This window comes from Terriglobus tenax (assembly GCF_025685395.1).
Lineage (GTDB): Bacteria > Acidobacteriota > Terriglobia > Terriglobales > Acidobacteriaceae > Terriglobus > Terriglobus tenax.
Genome location: NZ_JAGSYA010000004.1, coordinates 600,537 through 623,266, shown reverse-complemented (window position 1 = coordinate 623,266; position 22,730 = coordinate 600,537). Strand labels below are relative to the sequence as shown.

Sequence of the window (22,730 nt, the reverse complement as noted above, 5' to 3'; positions counted from 1 at the left end):
GACTTGCCTTACAACTTTGGTGGAATGCCAGGGCGGTTTCCAAGCTCAGGCTAAACGGTAACCAGGCCTCAGGGTTACCCTCATTGTGCTCCGGACAACAAGGGAATCCGGCGATCTGCGTAAAGTTTGCAGTGGTATCAATAAGTTGCATTCCGAACAGAAGAGAATCGCCTTTTTCCCGTCAAAACGAAATAGAAGCCGTCCTTGGGTTGGGCATCCAGCGGTAACCTTACTTTCGTTACATTTTGTGCAGAAGCAATGTCCCGATAGGCGAGAGTGTCTTCTTCGGAGCCTATGTCTCCAATCGCAAGGAAAGGGACGGAGCGAGGCGTTCCTGGGCCATTTTCAGCAAGCGTATCTTGCGCTTCCGGTTATAGATACGGGTGGCTCCGGCAGTCTTTCGGTGAGTGGTATTGTGATGAAGGAAATACCCCGGAAAGTTGAGCGGGACCTGTGGCCGAGGGAAGCGACAATGGGCCATTCAGAATTCCCTGGAGTGACGGCATATTGATGCGAGTTGTCCGCTGGCTGATCGTCCTTGTGGCCCTGTTCTTTGCATTCCAGTTCATCAGCCTGTACCTGAGCTGGCAAAAACAGGCAATTCTCGGCGCTGTTCTGGTCGTCACGGCCCTTGTGATGAACCGTGTCTCGACCTCGAAGGTGGTCACCATCAGCCTGATGCTGCTCTCGGTGACGGCGACCACGCGCTATGGCTGGTGGCGTATCGGCCAGCTGGTCGACTACTTCTCCGACGAAGCAAACAATCCCTACAAGATCGATTCGATCCTCATGCTGATCCTGCTGGGGGCCGAGGTCTACACCATCCTGATCATGGTGCTGGGCTATATCCAGACGGTGTGGCCGCTGCAACGCCGCCCGGTGCCGCTGCCGGCCGATGAGGCGGAATGGCCGGACGTCGACCTGCTGATTCCCACCTACAACGAGCCGCTCTCGCTGGTGCGCTATACCGCGCTTGCGGCGCTGAACATTGATTATCCGCCGGAGAAGCTGCACGTTTATATCCTGGATGACGGTGTCCGCGACGAGTACCGCCAGTTCTGCGAAGAAGCAGGTATCGGCTACAAGGTCCGCGAAAAACATACCCACGCCAAGGCCGGCAACATTAATACGGCGCTGGAGACGATGGACTCGCCGCTGGTGTCGATCTTTGACTGCGACCACGTGCCTACGCGCAGCTTTCTGCAGATGACCGTGGGCTGGTTTCTGAAGGACGAAAAGCTGGCGATGCTGCAGACGCCGCACCACTTTTATTCGGCCGATCCGTTTGAGCGGAACCTGCAGCAGTACCGCACGATTCCGAATGAAGGCGAGCTGTTTTACGGCATTATCCAGGACGGCAACGACCTGTGGAACGCCACCTTCTTCTGCGGCTCCTGCGCGGTGATTCGCCGCAAAGCCCTGGATGAGGTGGGGGGCATTGCCACGGAGACGGTGACCGAGGATGCGCACACCTCTCTGCGTCTGCAGAAGCTGGGCTACAACACCGCGTACCTGAATATTGCGATGGCCGCCGGACTGGCGACCGAGACCCTGGCAGCGCACGTGGGGCAGCGTATCCGCTGGGCGCGCGGCATGATCCAGATCCTGCGCATTGACAATCCACTGCTGGCGCGCGGCATGAAGTGGACACAGCGGATGTGCTACTTCAATGCGATGGCGCACTTCCTGTACGCCATTCCGCGACTGGTCTTTCTGTGCGCTCCGCTGATGTACATGATCTTCAGCCGGACGATTATTCCCGGCTACTGGGTTGCGATTCTGGCGTATGCCCTGCCGCACCTCATCATCTCCAGCATGACGAACTCGCGCGTGCAGGGAACGCACCGCCACTCCTTCTGGAATGAGATTTACGAGACGGTGCTGGCGCCGTACATCCTGATGCCAACGACGCTTGCCCTGCTGAATCCCAAGCTGGGCAAGTTCAACGTGACGGACAAGGGAAGCACATTGATGGAGACGCGCTTTGATTCTTCGATCGCCGCGCCTACCAGCTGGCTGCTGCTCTTCAACCTGATCGGCCTGGCGATGGCGCCCTATCGTTACCTGGTGACCGATCCGACCCATCCTGGAACGGTACTGAGCAACGCGGCGTGGATCCTGTTCAACATCATTATTCTGGGCGTGGCTGCTGCCTGCGCCCATGAGCAGAAGCAGCGCCGCAAGGCTGTCCGGATTGAGGCGAAGATCGCCATCCGTATGTGGATGCCGGACGGCACAGAATGTTCCGGCAACACCTACGATATCTCCGTAGGCGGAGCGTCGATCGTGCTGGATGGCGGTGTTCAGCCGCAGAAGGGCGACATTGTTGAGATGTCCTTCCCTTTGCAGACGAAGTCCCGCACGGTGAAGGCAAGGGTGCTGGCCATCCTTCCGGACGAAATCCGCGTGGCCTTCTACCATCCCTCGGTGGTGGAGCAGGAGACGCTGGCGCGTGTGCTCTACTCGCGTGCCGACTCGTGGGTCAGCATTGAACGCGAGGTCGAAGTCGACCGCCCGCTCATCAGTTTCCTGCGCGTGACCCGGCTCTCGATGACGGGCCTGTACCAGGTGACACGCGGCCTGTTCTCGTCCAAGAACGTCATCCTGTTCGCGGTACTGCTGCTGGGTGGGCTTGCCCATGGACAGACCAGCGATCAACAATTCGCGCCTCCGCAGGTGCAACTGCCGTCGCAGACCTACCGTCCTCCGTCGGTGGGGAATGAGCCTTCTGCTCCTGTGCCGGTTAAGAAGACCGCCGTCCCGAAACGTGTGACACCGGCTTCGGTTGCTGCTCCTCAGCCTGCAGCCGCAAAGCCCGCGGCTGCCGCACCGGTGCAGACTGCCCCCGTGGTTGCTCCTGCACCCACCTCCGTGAATGCATCCTTGCTGGCGGCTCCTTCTGCTTCCGTGCCTGTTACCGGGAAGGTCATCCAGATAACGCTGAAAGAAATGGGAGTGGATGGCGCTCTCGAACTACGCGGACCGCATAACTACTATCCTGTCGGTTTCTCGCTGCCGTATACCTTTGTGGCGCGGCGGGCGGTGCTGAAGGTCAGCTACAAGCTGGCTCCGAGCGTTATTCCGCACGCGGGCATGCTGCGTGTTTCGGTGAACAACACCAACGTGGGCGATCTTCCGGTGGTGAATACCGGTGGTTATGCGTATGCGGAATTGGAGTTGCCGAGCGACGCCCTGATCCGCAGCAACGGACTGACCTTCGAGTTCACCAGCAACGGTGTCTTCCAGACCGAAGCACAGGCCAAGGCAACGGCGCAGGGATGGATCGGAGCATCGTCCATCGTTGAGGTGACGGGTGACACGCTGCCATTCCGCAACGATATCAGCTTGTTACCCATGCCGTTTCTTGACCGCGATCTGCAGACGCCGACGAACATTCCGTTCGTCTTTCTCTCGCAGCCCGGCCTGAAGACATTGCAGGCTGCGGGTATTGTGGCTTCGTGGTTCGGCACGCAGGTGGGGCCACGTCCCATTCGTTACACCGCTTCCGTGGAGCAGTTGACCTCCGGCAATGCGGTTCTGTTTGCCGAAAACGCATCGAAGCTGCCGGAGAGCCTGCGTCCCGCACAACCGGAGCCCGGCCCTTATGTGGCCATGCGGGCGAACCCGTATGACGCCAACGGGACCGTGCTGATCATTGCCGGCAACGATGAAGACCAGTTGCTGGCCGCCGCGCGCGGGCTTGCCCTGCGCAAAGGCGCGCTGACTACCAAGGTTGTAGACCCCGGACAGGGAGAAGGCGATACGCTCCGCATCAACGATGCCACGCTGCCGGCGACGCGCGGCGTGGATGATGCTCCACGCTGGATGCCGACGAACCGGCTGATCAGCCTGGCGGACTATGCCAGCAAAGATCAGTTGAAGACCGACGGCTCTCACCCCGTGCCCATCTACTTCCACGTTCCGCCGGACCTGTTCTACGGCGAGGTGCAGAACCTGCGGATGCTTGTGAGCTATCGCTACAACTCCGCCGTGATCGCGCCGGGCTCGGCGCTGCGGACCTATGTCAACGGCACGCTGGTGAATGAAGCTCCCCTGCAGCAGGGCGGCGGCGTGCTTGACCGTCAACGGCAGATTGTGGTGCCGGTGGCCGCCATGCGGCCGTTCGGTAATACGCTGCAGTTCAGCTTCGACTTTATTCCGGTGAAGACCGGGGCCCCGACGCAGGGCGAGATCCTGGCAAACTCCGCGCTCGATATCCGGACGCTGCCGCACTACGCCAGCCTGCCTGATCTGGAACTGTTCGCTAACGCGGCTTTCCCGTTTACGCGGCGTGCCGATCTCTCGGAGACAACCGTCATTCTGCCCGCGTCACCAACGGCGAATGAGATCTCTCTCTACCTGCATCTGATGAGTCACTCCGGTTCGCAGACGGGCTATCCGGCGCTTCGCCTGGAGGTTGCCGGTCCTGACGCCGTGCTTGGCAAAGACCGCGATTACCTGGTGCTGGGCAGTGTGCAGAGCCAGCCCGTCTTTCAGTCCCTGGGTACCTCGCTTCCCGTCACGCTGAGTGCAGAGGGTATCCAGGTGCGGGAAGAGCAGGGAGCTCTGGCGCAGATTAAGGACCAGTGGCAGCGCCTGATCGGGCGTCTGGTCACGCGCGAGGTTCCCTCGAATGAAGGTGGCCGCATCGACGCGATGATCGAAGGTGTGGAGTCGCCCGTTTCCCCCGGCCGCTCCATCATCCTTGTGGCGTTGCGCGATGATGGAGCGGCGGTTCCGTTTGAAGATGTCTTCGTGGAGCGTTCGCAGTCCAGCGATATCGGCAGCTCGGTCAGCCTTCTGCGCGGCGGCAGGTTTGAGTCGTATGGCATGAACAGCCGCGTGTATCACGTCGGCAATCTGTCGCCCTATCGCATCATGCGAATCTGGATGGCGCAGTACTTCATCTCGCTGGTGATTGCGATGGTGGCGTTCAGCCTTGTGCTGGCCGTGTGGCTGCGGCAGTTTATTGCAGACCGTGCCCGTGCCCGCCTGGCGGTTGGCTACGAGGTGGTGGAGCGCTAAGGCTCCACCACCTTGCAGACTGCTGGCGATGGTTCCTGCTTAGGGGAGGGCTTTCGCAGGCTGGTGTTCATCAGCACCAGGCCTGCAATCACCACCAGCACACCGGCATAGGCCATGGGCGCAATCTGCTCATGCGCCACCAGGCCCCAGAAGATACCCCACACCGGCAACAGGTAGGTCACCGCAACAACATGTGTTGCCGGAATATGGGCCAGTAGATTGAAGTAAAGGTAGAACGCAAGTCCGCTTCCGATAAAGCCAAGCACCAGGATGGCCAGCAGCGGCTGCAGCGCGAAGTGCGAAGGATGCCGCGTCAGCGCCGCAACCGGAACCAGCATGCAGGCCGCGAGTGCAAGCTGAGAAGATGCCAGGCCCACGGGATCAAGCCCCTGTAGTTTGGCCTTGGCGATCGTTGTTGCGATGGCATAGCCAAGCGTGGCCAGCAGAATCACCACGATGCCCAGCACGAGACTGCCCTGATTTTGAGCCGGATCCGAGGCGCGGCTGTAAACCACCAGCGATACGCCGGCGAAACCGATCAGCACGCCGAGCACCGTGGCGATACCCATGCGCGTCCGATGGACGGCCATGCCCAGCAGCATGGTCCAGATAGGAACGGTGGCGTTCAACACGGCGGCGGTGTTGCTGGGGACGGTCTGCTCTCCCCAGGCAAAGAAGCTGAACGGAATCGCGTTGTTGAACAGAGCGACTGCCAGAAGCCACGGCAGCATCTTTCGCGGCGGAAGCCTGTTGCCACGGATGGCCAGTAGAACCAGGAGCAGTACCGCACCCGAACCGGAACGCAGCATGCCGACCCAGACCGGAGGAAACACGGTCGCGGCGATCCGGATCATCAGGAACGAGATACCCCATGCTGCGGAGAGCAGAAAGATCTGCGCGATGTGCTTTGGCTTCATAGCAATCAACCTTCTCAGGGAATGGCAATCGCGTCCAGCGAATTGATATGATCGGTTGCATCGAAATTCCTGATAGGAGCGAAAGATGCTTGACCTGAAGCAGGTGCGGACCTTTGCGGAGGTTGCGCGGGAGAAAAGCTTTACCCGCGCCGCCAACCAGTTGCATTACGCGCAGTCCAGCGTGACGGCACAGGTGCACGCGCTTGAAGGCGAACTCGGCCTGCCGTTGTTCAACCGCCTGGGACGGCAGGTGGAACTGACCACGGCGGGCACGCAGTTTCTGGCGTATGCGAACCGTCTGCTCTCACTTGCGGAAGAGGCGCGGACCTCTGTTCAGAAGAGCGGACAGGTCGTGGGTCCCCTGGTGATTACGGCATCGGAGAGCTTGCTGACCTATCGTTTGCCCGATCTGCTGCGAAGCTTCCAGTGCAGCTATCCTGGCGTGCAACTCACGCTGCAGACAACGACGCAGTGTGCCTCCGTCAGCCCGCTGGAGCCGGGCATCGACATCGCGATCACGATTGATGAGCCGATTGAAGTGCCGCAGTTGCTGGTCAAGCGCGTGCGCCGCGAACCCATGCTGGCGCTGGTCGCGAAAGAGCATCCGCTGGCTGGCCAGAAGAAAATAACTGCCAGCCAGATTGCGGAGCACCAGATTCTGCTGACCGAGCGCAGTTGCAGCTATCGCGCACTGTTTGAGCGGACACTGTCGCAGGGCGGCGGCCGCGTCAGCAAATCATTGGAGTTCGCCAGCGTCGAGGCATTGAAGCAGTGTGCGCTTGCACGCATGGGGATCGCGGTACTGCCGGAGATTGTGGTCGCGGATGAAGTTGAGAAGGGAAGCCTGGTGGCTTTGCCATGGCCGGAGAAACGGCTGTATGTGTATACGCAGGTCGTACGCCATCGCGACAAATGGTTTTCGCCGGTGATGCAGGCCTTCTGGACGATGGCGATGGAGATGCTTTCAGAACGGTGAAAGCATCTCCATGCTCGCATGAGAAGACGGACCCTCGAAAGGACGAGCTAAAGAATGCCCCGCCGCACGGTATGTGCAGCGGGGCGTTGCTTTAGAACGCGTAACGCAGGCTGAACTGGAGCTGGCGTTCTGAGGAGTAGGTGTTGCCCTTGCCAGTTACACGGCCGAAGGTGCCGCTGGTGGGCGAGACATCCGGGTTATCCCAATTCGGGTGATTCAGGTAGTTGAAAGCCTCGGCCTTGAAAATCAATTGATGATTTTCATGGTCAGGAATGATATGCATTGCCTTCTGCAGCGCTGCACTGAAGCTGTTGAAGCCGGGGGCATAGATATTGTTGCGCGATCCGCGGCCAGCGAACGTTCCTGCTGCAGCCGGCTGGAAGACAGCAGTCTCAAACCACTGGGCCGTTCCCTTGGGACCGGCAAACTGGTGCGGAAGCTGCGGATCGCGTGTGTGAACGTAGAACTGGTTACCGGAGCCTGCTCCAACGCCTGCCTGGTCAAGGTTGCGCGAGACCGAAAGCGGACGTCCGCTCTGCGCCTGGATGATTCCTGAAAACTGCCAGTTGCCGAGGATGGAGCGTGCAGCCCAGTTGGTCGCGTGTGTGCCGTAGGGGATATCCCAAACGTAGTTGGTGACCAGCACATGATGAATATCAAAGTCGCTGGGACCGTACATGTTGGAGTTGTTGAATGCATTGGGAAGGCTGGTTCCGTTGGACGAGCCGTAATCCAGGCTCTTGGACCAGGTATAAGCCACTCCAAAGAGGAATCCCTTGGTCAGGCGACGCTTAAGGTTGGCTTGCATGGCGTGGTAGAAAGAGCCTCCACGGTTGTTCGCTTCGATGATGGTGGAGAAGCCTTTATACGGACGCAGAGCATCGGTATTGACTCCCGGATTGGCCTGTAGCGTTCCCGGCTGTAACTGGTTGATGTTGGCAAGCTGCTCCAGGTGGTAACCGCGGCGGCCAACATAGCTCAGCGTAAAGGTGCCGATGCCCGGAAACTCATGCTCGGCGGTCAGGTTCCAACCCCAGGCTTCGGGACTGGGATAGATGTACGACTGTGAGGTGAAGGCCAACGGCGTTGCGTTGGTGCCAATGCCGCCCGGGTTGTCGACCGAGCCGCGCGTTACACCGGAAGCAGGCTGGAACGGAGCATTGCCACCGACGTGTACCGTGTCGCTGATGCCAAGGCGCTGCACGTAACGGCCGCCGCCTGCACGGATCACCGTTCCCGGCGAGATCTGATAGGCAAAGCCAAAGCGGGGTTGAATGTTGGTGTAGACCGTCGGGTGGTATCCCGAGCCGTAGCCTCGGAACAGGCGCTGATAGCCACCGTTCAGGATGTTGTCCGGAACGTGGCCTTTCGCCTTATCCGGGAATCCTGTGCCGGGGATGACAACACCATTCAGAGGATCGCCGCCCGTGACAAATCCAGTGGTTGTGCTAACTGTCGGGGCAAGGGAAGGGTTGTAGTCTTTGGGGCTAAAGAAGGCCTGGTTTCCCCACAGCGCATGGTAGGGCATCATCACGCTGTAGCGAACACCAAACTCAAGCACAAGCTTGCTGTTGGTCCTCCACTGGTCCTGAGCAAAGCCCTCCACCATGTTGCCACGGAAGAGCGTATACGAACGCTGGCCAATTTCGCCATAAGTATCGAACAATCCCAGGGCTACGTTGGCAACTGCAGCATTGGACGTAGGCACATACGAAGTGCTGGTGCCTCCGCGCTGATCAGTAAATACGAACAGGCCGTTCTGATTGTTCGTCGTTCCTGGGCGGGTGTTATCGACGCTGATCTGGTCGTAGTTATTCTCGCCAGCGTATTCCCACACACCGCCAAACTTCAGCGTGTGATTGCCGATGACCTTGGTCAGGGTGTCACCAACGTCATACACGATGCCGCCCGAGCGTGAGGGGTAAGGCCCCCCGTCCAGCGTGCCGAAGTTTGTCAGTTGCACGGTGGGAATCTTGTTCGGCAGCGTCTTGGTGGATGCGGAGTAGAGATACGGATAGTTGATGCCGTACTTGGTGCGGTCGTAGCGGCCAAGCGACGTATCGATGTTGATGTTGACGTGGTCGGCCGCACCGGAGACAAAGGCATCGTTTACCAGAGTGGGGCTGATGGTCCAGGTGTAGCGCAGCACGGCAATCTGGTTCGGACGGGTAAAGATTCTCGGATTCAGATTGAAGTTGCCGAAGTGGGGCTCGTAGTCGTTGTAGTTGTAGTTCAGCAGGCTGAAGCGCAGATGGTGCGCGTCCACGGGGCTGAAATCGATAACGATGCTATCCTTGCGCTGCTTCTCAATGTATCCAGCAGAATCCGTCCAGTTGTTGGCGTTGTTCGACGTGTTTGCCGCGGGATAAGCATTCAGAAGCCCGATACCATTGGTGCTGAGTTGGCTGGGTGGAATGATGTTGTTTACATAAGGAACACGGGTCACCGGATCAGCAAGTTGTACCGGGGTGTTGTAAAAGATATTCGTGGTCAGAAGCTCACTGAAGTTGCCTTGACGCATCAGCGCGGTGGGAACACGTTGCTGCGCGAAGTCATCGTGATTGTAGCGAATCCACTCCTGCCCCAGAAGGAAGAACAGGCGGTTGCGGCCCGTGTTGAAGTGGCCGGGAATCATCACTGGTCCATTCAGGTTCCAACCAAACTGGTTAAACCGGAAGGCCTGTCGCTTGGTGCCTGTGTTATTGCGTGACCAGGTGTTGGCGTTGAGCACGGTGTTGCGGAAGTATTCAAAAGCGCTGCCGTGAAAGTTGCTGCTGCCGCTCTTGGGAATGATGCGTGTCTGTCCGCCGGAGGTGCGGCCGTACTCAGCCGGATAGCTTGTGGTGAGTACCTGCACCTGCGATGTGGAGTCGACATCGGCCACGCCAACGCTGGTGCCGTTGGAACGGGTACGAACCATGGGCGCGCCGTCGAAGGTGATCAGGCTCTCCTGCGAACGTGCTCCGTTGACGTTGATGCCGTTATCCAGTCCGAAGGAAAAAGCAGCCATGGAGTTGTTGCGCACCACGCCGGGTTCAAGCTGGGAAAGATAAAGCGGGTTGCGGCCATTGAGCTGGATGCTTTTGACCTGCTCCTCGGTAATCAGCTGACCAACCGATCCGCTTTCGGTCTGGACTGCGTTGGCGCCGGCTTCCACGGTGACGGAGGCGGATGCTTCGCCGACCTTCATGGAAATATCGAGACGGCGTCCGATATTTGGGTCCAGGCGGACGTCGCTGAACTCCATGCTTTGAAAACCGCTGGCTTCCGCACGCACGGTGTAAGTGCCAGATGCCAGGTTGGTGATGGTGAAGTTGCCGGCATCGTTCGAGGTGGCATGAACTTCGGCGCGGGTTGCGGTATTGCGAAGGGTAATGTTGGCCTTCCCGACAACGGCGCCCGATGCGTCCGTGATCGTTCCGGTAAGAGAGGATGTGTCTTGGGCTTGGAGCGGGTTATTTGCCAGAAATAGAAAAAAGAATACGACGAGAAACACACGAACAGGGAATTCGTGAACTTTCATCTTGCCTCCTAAATATGAAACAGCATCATTCTTGGGCGATGAATATGATTGCGCTATCACAGCGTCCATCTATGTATGCGTTCGGGAGAAGAGTTGTCAAGATAGGTTCGGTAATTTTATTGTGGATTGTCGCCGTCCATCACCCGCGAACGGTATGATAGCTCTCTCAGATACGAGGCACTGCTTGCATCAAGATTCGAAGAAAAAGCGGTCCACGTTGCAGGATGTAGCCAAGGCTGCCGGCGTATCTCCCATGACCGTTTCGCGGATGATCAACGGTCATCCTTATGTAACACCCGAGACGGCGAAGAAGATTCGCGATGCGATCCGTAAGCTGGAGTACAAACCGAACCACGCGGCACGGGTACTGACCGGGCAGTTGTCGCGTTCCATCGGTCTGATTGTTCCGGATATCTCCGACACATTTTTTTCCGTCGTAAGCCATGCCGTGCAGGAGACAGCGCGCGAACACGGATACCTGGTATGGCTTGCAGCATCGGAAGACGACCTTGCGATTGAAACCGCACAGGTGGAGGCCATGGCGCACCATCCTGTGGATGGCATTCTACTCGTCCCCGCCCAGAGCCGCGCTCCGTATCTTAAAGAGCTTGCAGGCAGCAGCACTCCGGTTGTCACCATTGACCGGCCCATTGAAGTGGCAACAACAGATTCTGTGGGTGTGGAGAACCGCACAGGCGCTGCCATGGCAACAAGTCACCTCGTGGAACATGGGTACAAGCGCATTGCCTGTGTTCAGGCAAACGGCCATCTGCTCACCATGAAGGATCGCGTCGCAGGCTACAAGGACTGCCTTCGAAGGTCGCGGCTCCCATACTCCCGCGTGCTGGAATTGAAATCGAGAGAGAGCGCTTATAAAGCCTTGAAAGATTTATTGAGTGGAGACCGCCGTCCCGATGCTCTGTTCACGGCCAACAACGCCTCCACCATCTGGGTGATTGAAGCCCTGCGCGATCTTCGCTTGAAAATGGGAACAGACATTGGCCTGGTGGGGTTTGACGATGTCGATTTCTTCACCCTGATCACTCCCGCGGTTACAGCCGTACGGCAACCGGCCGCGGAACTGGGAAATGTTGCAACGCGGCAGCTGCTGCGACGCATCAACCGCGAGTTCACCTCGCCGAGCGTTCGTACCATTCTGCCCGTATCGCTCACTATCCGGGAGTCGTGCGGCTGCAAAGCCGGGCGGAAGGCTTGATCGAGCGCACCGGCACCCGGTACACTTCGCATCCGTCAGTCTTTACCGCTTCAAATGCGAATTCAACATCAAGGGGAAACGAATGAACGGCTGGTCCCGCAAGAGCTTCTGTTTCGCAGCATTGGCCGTTGTGGCCAGCCTTCTCATGAGCAGCGCTCTTGCGGCGCAGACGCCGCTGCGCACGCTGATTGTTGGCGTGGACCATCGCAAGGCTGTTTCCCTGAACGGCCCATGGCACTACCTGGTGGAGCAGCCGCCATCGCGGGAACTCTACGACGGAGAGGGCAGGATTCGTGACAATGGCTATGCGTTGAATACGCATCCAAACATCAGCTCAGGGCCCCATAACTCGGAGTATGACTTCAGCACGGCGCCCGTGATGAACATTCCGGGTGACTGGAACACACAGGACCCGACCCTGTTTCGTTTTGAGGGCGTGGTGTGGTTCCAACGAGATTTTTCCTTTCAGCCCGCGCCCGGTACGCGCACTTTTTTCCATGTCGGAGCAGCAAACTACCGTTCCGTGGTCTGGATCAACGGCAAGCGTCTGTGCAACCACGAAGGCGGCTTTACCCCATTTGATTGCGACGCGACCGCTTTGCTGGCACCGGGGAACAACTTTGTTGTTGTGGCCGTGGACTCAACGCGGCATCAGGACGACATCCCGAGCGTCAGCTACGACTGGTTCAACTATGGCGGCATTACGCGTGATGTTTCGCTGGTCACGGTGCCGTCGTCCTTCATCGACGATTATGACGTTCACCTGAAGCATGCATCGAGCTTCTCCGCAGCCGATACCCCTGTTCTGGCCGGTTATGTTCACATGGAAGGCGCAGGTGCCGGAAAGCAGGTGACGATCCGTATTCCCGAAGCTCGGGTATCAGCCGAGGCAGTGACAGACGCCGACGGCAAAGCCTCGTTCGAGGTGCGAGCCGCCGGTCTTCAGCTCTGGAGCCCGCAATCTCCCAAGCTCTACAATGTTGAGTTCCGCTCAGGCAACGATGCCATTACGGATGCAATTGGCTTCCGTGATATTCGCGTAGACGGTACGCGCATTTTGCTGAATGGGAAATCGATCGCTTTGCTTGGCGCGAATATGCACGCGGAAGCGCCGGTGCGCGGAGGGCGCGCGAACACGGAGGAAGATGTCAAAAACATCTTCGGCATGCTGCATCAAATCCATGCAAACTTTGTACGGCTTGCCCACTACCCGCATGATGAGCGGATGCTGCGTATGGCGGACCATGAGGGCATCCTGGTCTGGTCAGAGATTCCACTGTGGCAACGAATCTCATTCAGCAAGCCGGAGGTCTATGACAAGGCCGTCGTCATGCTGCATGAGATGATTCGCCGCGACCGGAACAAGGCCGCCATCATCTTCTGGTCTGTCTCCAATGAGACGCCGAACAATGCCGACCGCACGCACTTTTTGACCAACCTTGCCAATGAAGCGCGGCACGAGGATCCCACGCGGCTAATTACTTCTGCCCTGATCGGACCGAAGGTGAGTGAAGATCGTGTCGTGCAGGAAGACCCCCTGATGCCCGCCCTGGATGTTGTGGGGCAGAACCAGTACATCGGGTGGTATGAAGGAACGGCAGAGGAGGCAGACCGCAAGACATGGGTCCTTCCGCAGAAGCCGTTCATCATGTCGGAGTTTGGCGCGGAGGCAAAGTTCGGAAATCATGGCGGCATCCATGACCGGTGGACGGAAGAGCAGCAGGTGAACGTGCTGCGTCACCAGTTCGACATGATCCGTAAGATTCCGCAGATGCGCGGCGTTACGCCGTGGGTGCTGATGGACTTCCGCTCGTCGACGCGCAATATCCCCCGCCTGCAGGATGGTTACAACCGGAAGGGGCTTTTCTCGGAAAAGATGGAGCCAAAGCAGAGCGTCCCGCTGGTGAAGCATGCTTACACGGAGGATCCCCCGGTAAAACCCGAGTAGCTGGCCGGAAGGGTATCGCGCAAACAATCTTTCCGTTTCCTGAACGCTGTGTAATTTAGCGTTTGACAATTCCTTCAAAGATGCAACAAAATCTCCGGCGACCTCAGAAGACTCGAGTCGAAGTTCCCTAATTGACTGAGGTCGTTCGGCTGGCCCGTGGGACAAGGCCGGCTCTTTTTGGAGGTGGCTGATGCGAAAGATTTTTCTCAACCTGGTTGCAGGTTTCCTGCTGCCGCTATGCCTTGTGCACTGCGAAACCGCGATGGCGCAGAGCAGCTTCGGGCAAATTACGGGAACCATCACAGACGTAACGGGAGCTGACCTTCCCGGCGCAACCATCAAAGTTACGGAACAGAACACCGGTGCGGTCCGCACGGTGCAAAGCGATGCGGCGGGTGGCTACATTCTGACCAACCTTCCGATCGGAACCTACACCCTGGCCATTTCGCACGAGGGGTTCAAGACGAGCCAGCAAAGCGGTGTCACCATTGTGGCGGACGCGAAGCTGACGTCGAACTTCAGCCTTTCGCTTGGCGGGACAACGGAAGTGATTGAGGTGCAGGGAGGCGCGGTTGAAGCGCTGAACACAACCTCCGGAGAACTGGCGCGCGTCATCGACTCCAAGCAGGTGGAGAACCTCGCTCTGAACGGCCGCAACTACACGCAGCTACTCACGCTTATCCCCGGAGCGGTGGTCACCAATCCTGACATCTTCTCTGTCACAACCTCGCTGGCCTCCAACAACCAGACCATCAACGGCAATCGTTCCGATTCCAACAACCTGACCGTTGACGGCGCCTATAACCAGGTGGCCGGCTCCAACGGATCGCTGATGAACAACGTCGGTGCCGATTTTATCGGCGAAGTGAAGATCAACACTTCGAACTCCTCGGCCGAGTATGGACGTACCCAGGGGCCAACCTTCAACATCGTTACGAAGAGCGGAACGAATGCCTTCCACGGAGGAGCGTTCGAGTTCCTGCGGAACAACTACCTGGATGCCACCAACTACATCGCACGCAAGAAGACCCAGCTCATCTACAACGACTTTGGCTTCTTCATTGGCGGCCCCATTATTCGCAACAAGCTCTTTTTCTTTGTCGGCGAGGAGTGGAAGAGACTTCGCCAGCAAGCCGTTGCAAGTAACTTCACGGTACCCAGCACGGCCATGCTGAATGGTGATTTCTCCGCGCTCTGCTCCTCCGCGGGCGGGTCCTTCAATGGAGCCGGTGTCTGCTCGGCGCCCACCAATTCGTATGGGCAGCTGTATTACCCGGGAACGGCGAATCCGGTTCCGTATAACAACGTGGCCAGCCTGATGACACCCGATGGCAAGTCGATTGCCGGAATTTACAAGGCGATCATTGCCGGTGGACTGAGCTATCGGGATGCGTTCGTTGCCAACAACCTGACGCTGGCGCCTTCGAACCCGCTGAACTTCCACCAGGACCTGGTCCGTTTCGACTTCGTCATCAACCAGAGCCACTCGCTGTTTGGGCGCTGGATTCATGACCAGAACACGCTGATCGATCCTTTCGGCACGTTCTCTAACAGCGGCATTCTGAATACAACACCGACCACCCGCAACCGTCCTGGACAGAGCTATCTGTTGAGCGAGACCTGGACGATCCGTCCGAACCTGATCAACCAGGCACAGGTCAACACAAGCTGGGCAGCCCAGCGTATCCCCCCGTATGGCAATCTCTGGAAGAGGGAAACCTACGGCTTCCAGTATCAGAAGCTCTATACGAATGTCGGACCGTATCCGAACGGCATTCCCATCATCAATATCTCGAACTTTGCCGGATTCCAGGGACCGAACTTTGCTCTTCTGTCGCCATCCACGGACATTCAGGTGGCGGATAGCATCACCTACATCAAGAGCAATCACAACATGAAGTTTGGTGTGGCGTATATTCGTGATCGCGTCGATCAGAATGGCCGTTCCAACTATACGGGCACGGTTGGCTTCAACCAGAACGGCACGGCGACAGCAGCTTCCTCAAACTGCCGGCAGACCAACGCCAACACGACCTGCTATTCCATGGCCGATGCATTCCTTGGAAACTTTCAAAACTACTCGGAAGCCAGTGCTGACCCGGTCGGTCATTTCCGCTTCAACCAGATCGAGTGGTTTGCGCAGGACCAGTGGAAGGTCACCCGTCGGCTGAGCCTGGAGTATGGCGTGCGCTTCCAATGGCTGCAGCCCTTCTACGCGCAGGGCAATAACATGACCAACTTTGATGCGTCGGTCTATAACCCCGCCAATGCAGTCACCGTTTCCTCCAGTGGCACAATCACCAACCCCGGTGTGGGCAATCCTTACAACGGCCTGGTCCGTGTTGGCAGCGGAGTGCCCGCAGACCAGCAGAAGCGCGTGCCCAATGTGAATACCGCCCTGTTCTCGCAGATTCCTGCGGGTGCGCCGCGCGGCTTCTACAGCATGAAGGGAGCGGTCGGTCCACGCTTTGGATTCGCCTATGCCGCCGATGACAAGACGTCGATTCGCGGCGGTGTTGGTCTCTTCTTTTACCGTGCGCAGGGCAACCTGGTCTTCAGCCAGCTCAATCTGCCACCCTTCCTGCAGAACACGCAGTTCGCCAACGGCAACCTTGCAACGCTGGGTTCGCTCTCGGCAAGCAATACCGGACTGCAGGCGTCCATCAGCGCGGTAGATCCGCGCAACAAGAATCCCTACACATGGCAGTACAGTCTTGGAGTGCAGCGGCAGTTGCCGTGGCAGATCCTGGTGGAAGCGAACTATGTAGGCAGTGTTTCGCGGCATCAGCTTCGCCAGCCAAACGTCAACATTCCGGACGTTGCCAGCACTTTCGCCAACCAGAACCCAACCTCCGGGCCAACGCCGCAGTCGATCGCATCACTCAATCCCTATAAGGGATTCAATGCGATCAACTCGAACCGCTTCGACTCCAACTACAACTACAACGCGCTGCAGTTGTTTGCCTCCAAGCGGAAGGGAATTGTGACAACAACTCTCTCCTATACGTATTCGAAGGCGCTTGGCGACTCAGCCGGAAACAACATCACGCTGGAAAACTGGCAGAACCAGGCCTATAACTACGGCCCTCTGTCGAACGACCGGCGTCATGCCTTTGTCGCCAGCTTCGTCCTGCAGGCTCCTGAACTGAAAGGGCACTCCTTCCTGGTGCAGGAAGCGGCAGGCGGATGGCAGCTCAGCGGTGTAGCGCGCCTGCAAAGCGGAGCGTATTACACGGTGCAGCAGACCTCAACCATTCAGCTCGGTACGGTTCGCGCCGATTATGTACCGGGAGTCCAGGTTTACAACAATCATGCCGGCATCTGCGGCTATCTGAACAACGGCACGGGAGGAACCTGCAATGCCTCCTCCAAGGCCTACATTCAGACGGCGAAGACGCAGGCCAATCACTATGGAAATGCTCCGGTGGGCGGTGTCGTGGGACCAGGACTTGCACAAATGGATGCCACGCTCTCGAAGTACTTCCCCATTACGGAGCGCGTGCGTATCAAGGCTCAGGTGGATATGTTCAATGTCCTGAACCGGACGAACTTCAACGGCCTGAACCTGAATGCAAGCAACAGCAACTTCGGCACCATCTCATCCGCGTTCCCTCCGCGGCAGATGCAGCTGGGCGCCCGAATCCTCTTCTAGGAACTTCCTTTCTTCACGGGAGAGGCAGGTGCTCTCCCGTGAAGAAAGAAGGAAGTGGAGCGAAGCAGCTTATTGCACTTGCAGAACCACGGCAGACTCAGCCGGGATACTTAGATCAAGCATCCCTCCGGTCAACGTGGCGGGGGCGTTTCCCATCAGCGACTCGACAGAGGCCGCTTGAGCAATCGCTGTATCGCCGACCGGGATATGCAGATCCTGATTGCTCGCCGCGCGGTTGATGGCAACGACGATTCTGCGGCCCGCGCTTCCATGCTGCCCGCGCACAAAGACAAGCGTATCTTTGCCGGCGAACAGAATCTGTTCCTCGCCCTCCTGGAGTTCGGTGTGACCGCGGCGCAGCGCCGCAAGCTGTTTGACCCACGCATGCATCTCTTCCTGCTCCTGCGTCCTCCCGGTGGGAGTAAATGCGCTATGCAGGTCGCCGGCAAAGCCTCCAGGAAAATCTCTGCGGTTATCGGGGTCTTCACCGCCGGTCATGGCGATCTCATCGCCAGAGTAGATCTGCGGCATGCCGCGCATGGTCATCAGCATGGCGAAGGCCAGCTTCATGCGTTGCAGGCTCGCACCTTTCTCGCCTAGAAAGCGCGTCGTGTCGTGATTGCCCAGAAACGGGACGAGACGATCCGGATGCGGATAGAGCGCATCGAAGCGCAAGGTCTCTGCCAGTTTTGTCATCGGCTCGCCCTTGAGGAAGACATCCCGCAGCGCAAAGTAGCTGGGAAAGTCGAAAGGCGTGTCGAGGCCTGTATCCACGCCATTGCGTGTGATGCCGCCTGCAAAGGAAGAGACGATGGTGGCATCGGGATTGAAGACCTCACCCACAGTAGTGAGCCTGGGATACAGCGTGTGCAGCTGCGCATGAAAGCCTGTCCAGAACGCGCGGTCCACATAAGGAAAGGTATCGATGCGCAGGCCATCGGCGCCTGTCGTCTCGGTCCACCACACGGCATTCTGTGTCAGGTACTGAGCTGCGGCAAGGTTCTGCTGGTTCATGTCCGGCAGGATGTCCGCGAACCAGCCTTCGGTTACATCCTTCCGGTCGCGCCATGGAGCATGCGGATCGGTCAGCGGTTTGAAGTCGCCCTGCGCCACGCGATGCTTTGCCTTGGTTCCGTGGAACCAGTCCGGCTCGGGCTCATCGTCAACCCACGGATGCCTTGGGCCTACATGGTTGGGCACCGTGTCCAGCACCAGTTTCATACCGCGCTGGTGCAGTGCCGCACTCAGCGCTTTCAAGTCATCCATGGCGCCATAGTGTTCATCGACGGCGTAGAGATCGGTCGCGCCGTAGCCGTGGTAGCTGTCCTCTTCACGATTCTGGTACACCGGCGTCAGCCACACGGTCGTGATGCCAAGCTCCTGCAGATAATCCAGGTGCTGCATCACGCCGCGCAGATCGCCGCCATGCCAGCCGCGAATCTTGTCGCGACCGCCAGGGTCATCGTTCTTCGGATCGCCATTCGCGAAACGATCCGCCATGATCAGGTACATCACATCCTTCGAGGAGAATCCCGCAAATCCATCGTTTGTCTCGCGGCGCTTCAGGAAGGGATACCGCGCAGTTGCTTTGCCCGCACGGTTGCTGACGGAGAGGGTGATCTCTTCCGGCTTCTGCGGTGAAGCAGTAAGCCATAGCTCTGCCCAGTGCCCGTTGGCGGATGTCTTGACATGGTCGACGCGCAGGCGTGCATCGCTGGTCGAGAACGCAGCTCCGTCCAGGTGTTCTCCTTTTACCAGGAGCATCGCCTTCGGCATGTTGGCCCACCAGTTGGGTGGGTCGATCTTTTCAATCTTCGGCGCGCTGGTCTGCGCGCAGGCGGCGGCGGCACACCATACGATGCCTGCCGCCAAAGCCCGAATCTTCCTGTTCACATCCGCCTCCAGCGTTTGCGTGAGAAACGAACGGCACCGCGAGCGCGGTGCCGTTCCATACGAATCAACCCCGGTTAGAAGTTGATGTGTCCAGCAAACTCAATCTGGCGCTCAGAGTACTGACGGATGCCGTTGATGGTCCCAAAGTCGGCATTGGCAGCGTTCGTCTGCGGGTTGTTGAACTGCGGGTGGTTGAAGACGTTGTAGGCCTGCGCGCGGAACTCTGCCTTCACGCGGTCCGTGATGGAGAAGTTTTTGAACACGGAGAAGTCCACCTTGTTGTAGCCCGGGCCGGTGAACTTATTGCGGCTCAGCGTGCCGATGCGGGTATACATGCCGGAGGCATTCACCGGAGGAGCCGTCACAACCGCGTTGAAGTATGTCTGATTGCCGGTGTTGACGCTGCCGGTAATCAGCTTGCGACCGACCTTCTGGAAGGAAACCAGGTCGGGACGCATATCGATCTTGCCGCTGGTCAGGTCAAGATCGATGGGCGTGCCGCTGGCGAAGGACAGGATGGTGTTGGTCTGCCATCCGCCAATCACCTCATCCAGGGCGCGGTTCATATTGCGGCCAAAGGTGCGGCCGCGTCCGAACGGAAGCTGATACAGCGCACTGGCGGTGAAAACATGCCGCTGGTCCTGGTCGCTGCTGCCGTAGTTCGCAAGCAGGTTCGGTCCGCCGGAGTTAATGAAGACGCGTGCGCCGGCGCTTGACGTGCCACTGTTGAAGGCGCCGTTCGAGTTATCCAGCGTATGCGACCACGTGTAGGCTACCGTTGCCAGAAGCCCGGCAGATAGCTGGCGGTTCACAAAGACCTGCAGTCCGTTATAGTTTGCGGAACCGCCTGCCAGTCCATAGGTAATGGTTCCACGGGTCGGATACAGCCCCGCGGTCCCGTTGCCGCCAATGACAGGCGAGTTCAGGTTGAACCATGTCATCAGGTGGTCGCTCTTGGTGCCGACATAGGCGACGTTGACGCTGGTTGCGTGGCCAAGCTGCTGTTGCAGTTGCAGGTTCCAGCTCTGAGCGGCGCTGTTCTGGCTGTTCTTCGGCTGGGCAATCAGCCCAACATTCGTCGGGTTATTCAGATTCACTGAGCCCGGTCCGAACTGCGGTAGTGGCAGCGCGTTGGTTGCAGCCGTGCTGTTGTTGTTATTCAGCGGCCCCTGCCCCATGAAGGTAATGCGGTAGCCGTCCGAGGCGCGGTACTCGCTATATCCGTTGTAACCGGGGTTGTTGCTGAGCTGGTTGCCTACACCGCCGCGGTCGACGAAGTAGAAGATGCCATAGCCGCCGCGCAGTGAGGTGCGTCCATTGCCGAAGACGTCATACGCAAAGCCGATGCGCGGAGCGAAGTTATTCTTATCCGTATCAATCAGGCTGCGCGAGTTGCCGTTGGTTCCGGCCACACGCAGAATACCTGCGGCAACGTCGTAGTTCGACTGGTTGTTGTTCTGCTCGTAGGGGTAGGTGTACAGGTCATAGCGCAGGCCAAGGTTCAGCGTAAGGCGACGGCTGATCTTCCAGTCGTCCTGGGCAAAGTAGCCTGTCTCCCAGCTGAAGGTCTTGAAGTATGTGCTGGCAGAGCCGATGCGGTAGTCCGTAAAGCCAGCCACCAGTTCGCTGGTCTCATAGCCGGTGAAGCGGCCTGTTCCCGGATAGTTCACGCCGCCAATGATGAAGTATCCCTTGGCATTGTTGCCCTGGAAGAAGTCCACCTCGCGGCGAATGACATTGGCGCCGAACTTGAAGGCATGGTTGCCATGCGTCCAGCTCAGCGCATCGGCGTACTGGAATGTCTTCTCCGGCACGTTGTAGGGGCCGCCGTCACCAGTATATTCAATCTGCGTATTGCTGCCGCCGATCAAAGCTCCGCCTCCCAGCAGGGCATTGCGGTTGGCATTCACAATGCCAAGGTTCTGTGACACCGGTGTTCCAAACATCGGTGGAATGTAGCCGAACTGCGGCCGCACGTACGCGAAGCGGAACTCGTTGACCAGGTTCGGAGTGAAGATGCGGGTATAACCACCGGCCGCTCCGCGCGGATGGCTGACGTTCGCGCCCGAAGCGAAACCGGCGGGCAGATTCGTAAACTCGCTGTTGACGTCGAAGTTGTCCTGGCCATAGCTGTAGCGGACAAAGACCGAGTCCTTCTGCGAGATATGGAAGTCGAGGCGGGCATCAAAGTCGTTGAAGTTCCGGATCTGGTTGCGCACCACGTAGTAGTTGTTGATCAGGCCTCCCCGCGAGGGCAGGGGGTAGGCATTCAGATAGTTGATGGCAGCTCCCGTACGACGCGCCGCCGGAATCACATTGTTGGCGAAGGGGAGGCAGGTCGTCGGGTCGTAGATTGCACCAACAACCTTTACCGTCGCGCAGCCGGTCAGCGAGGCATCGGGAACCGTGGTGACATCCTGGCCCAGCAGTTCACCAAAGTCGCCGGTACGCATGCGTGCGGTCGGAACCGTATGGAAGCCCACGTCCTGTGGTTGCTTCAGGCGCAGCGCCTGGTAGTCGCCAAACAGGAAGATCTTGTCCTTCCAGATCGGTCCGCCGGCGGCAAAGCCGAGCTGCTTGCGCTGGAACGAAGGCTTGGCTGCTGTCGGGTTGAAGTAGTTCGGGTTGGCATCAAACGCCGCAGCGCGGTAGTAGCCAAAGACCGATCCGTGAATGGCGTTTGTGCCGGACTTGACCGAGGTATTAATGATGGCGCCACCGGCCCGGCCAAACTCCGCGGGAGCCACGGAGGTATCCACGCGAAACTCCTGGATGGCCTCGGGCGGGGTGAAGAAGACAATGCCATTCACCAGGGACTCGTTGTTATCGGTGCCATCCAGAAGGAAGTTGTTGGCCTGCTGCCGCATGCCGTTGGCGGAGATTGCCGCGCCGCCGCTATCGCTGTAACGAAAGCTTTCCGAGTTGCCGTTGCGGCCGGAGGCATCGCTGGAGAAGGCACCGCGCGTCACTCCGGGAACCAGTGTGGCCAGCTGTGTGAAGTTGCGGCCATTGATCGGCAGCTCCGTCACCTGGCGGCCTTCGATCACCGCTCCCGTGGAGGAGGTAGAGAGATTGACTACCGGGGCCGCGGACGTTACGTCAATCGTCGTGCTCTGTTCCCCGGGAGGAAGATGGAAGTCTGCCGTGGCTACCTGAGAAACCTGCAACACCAGCGTCTGGGAGTTCTTGGCGAAGCCGGCCATCGTGGCCTCAACCTTGTAGTTTCCGCGAACCACGGCTGAGAAGTTATAGAAGCCTTCGCCGTTGGTGGTCGCCGTTTGGCTTGCGCCGGTGTCTGTGTTCGCCAGGGTAACCGTCGCACCGGGAATCACCGCGCCGGTTGCGTCGGTTACGGTTCCGGTTACACGCCCGGTGTCGGACTGTGCCAGCAGCGAGCCGGGGAAAAGCAGCGCCAGGCATAGAACCATGGCGAGCCATCCGGGGATGCCCATTCTTATAACCGCAGGGCTATGTGTCGATGTCATATACCGCCTCCAAAAGGCCGCCTGTCTCCGTCTGTATTGCGGGGGAGTTTCAGGCTGCGGCGAGAACCTTGTCGCTTTCATGCATCTCTTCGCAA

Annotated in this window: 9 protein-coding genes; 5 read left to right on the top strand and 4 right to left on the bottom strand. The window is 58.5% G+C overall.

The window, feature by feature from the left end:
• Nucleotides 1–510 precede the first annotated feature (510 nt).
• Nucleotides 511–5,025, top strand: a complete 4,515-nt coding sequence (gene bcsA / locus OHL13_RS08100; protein WP_263409625.1) for a UDP-forming cellulose synthase catalytic subunit — start codon at nt 511–513, stop codon at nt 5,023–5,025.
• Here the strand turns inward: bcsA and OHL13_RS08095 are convergent.
• Entirely contained in the window at nt 5,022–5,942 is a 921-nt protein-coding gene (locus tag OHL13_RS08095; protein WP_263409624.1) for a DMT family transporter, read from the bottom strand. The genes bcsA and OHL13_RS08095 overlap by 4 nt on opposite strands.
• Before the next feature lie 85 nt (nt 5,943–6,027).
• On the opposite strand from OHL13_RS08095, the gene OHL13_RS08090 reads away from it, so the two are divergent.
• Entirely contained in the window at nt 6,028–6,918 is an 891-nt protein-coding gene (locus OHL13_RS08090; RefSeq protein ID WP_263409623.1) for a LysR family transcriptional regulator, read from the top strand.
• Nucleotides 6,919–7,009: 91 nt separating this feature from the next.
• Here the strand turns inward: OHL13_RS08090 and OHL13_RS08085 are convergent, their stop codons facing one another.
• Nucleotides 7,010–10,441 (bottom strand): TonB-dependent receptor, encoded by a 3,432-nt coding sequence (locus OHL13_RS08085; protein WP_263409622.1) that lies wholly within the window; start codon nt 10,439–10,441, stop codon nt 7,010–7,012.
• Between the two features lie 217 nt (nt 10,442–10,658).
• Between OHL13_RS08085 and OHL13_RS08080 the strand changes: the two genes are divergently transcribed.
• From OHL13_RS08080 to OHL13_RS08070, 3 genes are all read left to right on the top strand, one after another.
• Nucleotides 10,659–11,657 (top strand): LacI family DNA-binding transcriptional regulator, encoded by a 999-nt coding sequence (locus OHL13_RS08080; RefSeq protein ID WP_263409621.1) that lies wholly within the window; start codon nt 10,659–10,661, stop codon nt 11,655–11,657.
• Nucleotides 11,658–11,739: 82 nt separating this feature from the next.
• On the top strand, nt 11,740–13,605 hold the full coding sequence (locus OHL13_RS08075; RefSeq protein ID WP_263409620.1) for a glycoside hydrolase family 2 protein: 1,866 nt from the start codon (nt 11,740–11,742) through the stop codon (nt 13,603–13,605).
• 190 nt (nt 13,606–13,795) lie between these two features.
• Nucleotides 13,796–17,257, top strand: a complete 3,462-nt coding sequence (locus OHL13_RS08070) for a TonB-dependent receptor (protein ID WP_263409619.1) — start codon at nt 13,796–13,798, stop codon at nt 17,255–17,257.
• Nucleotides 17,258–17,326: 69 nt separating this feature from the next.
• Here OHL13_RS08070 and OHL13_RS08065 read toward each other — a convergent pair whose 3' ends face one another.
• Both OHL13_RS08065 and OHL13_RS08060 read right to left on the bottom strand, forming a co-directional pair.
• Nucleotides 17,327–19,150, bottom strand: a complete 1,824-nt coding sequence (locus OHL13_RS08065) for an alpha-amylase family glycosyl hydrolase (RefSeq protein ID WP_263409618.1) — start codon at nt 19,148–19,150, stop codon at nt 17,327–17,329.
• Between the two features lie 74 nt (nt 19,151–19,224).
• Complete coding sequence (locus OHL13_RS08060) at nt 19,225–22,635, bottom strand: TonB-dependent receptor (RefSeq protein WP_263409617.1); 3,411 nt, start codon at nt 22,633–22,635, stop codon at nt 19,225–19,227.
• Nucleotides 22,636–22,730 lie beyond the last annotated feature (95 nt).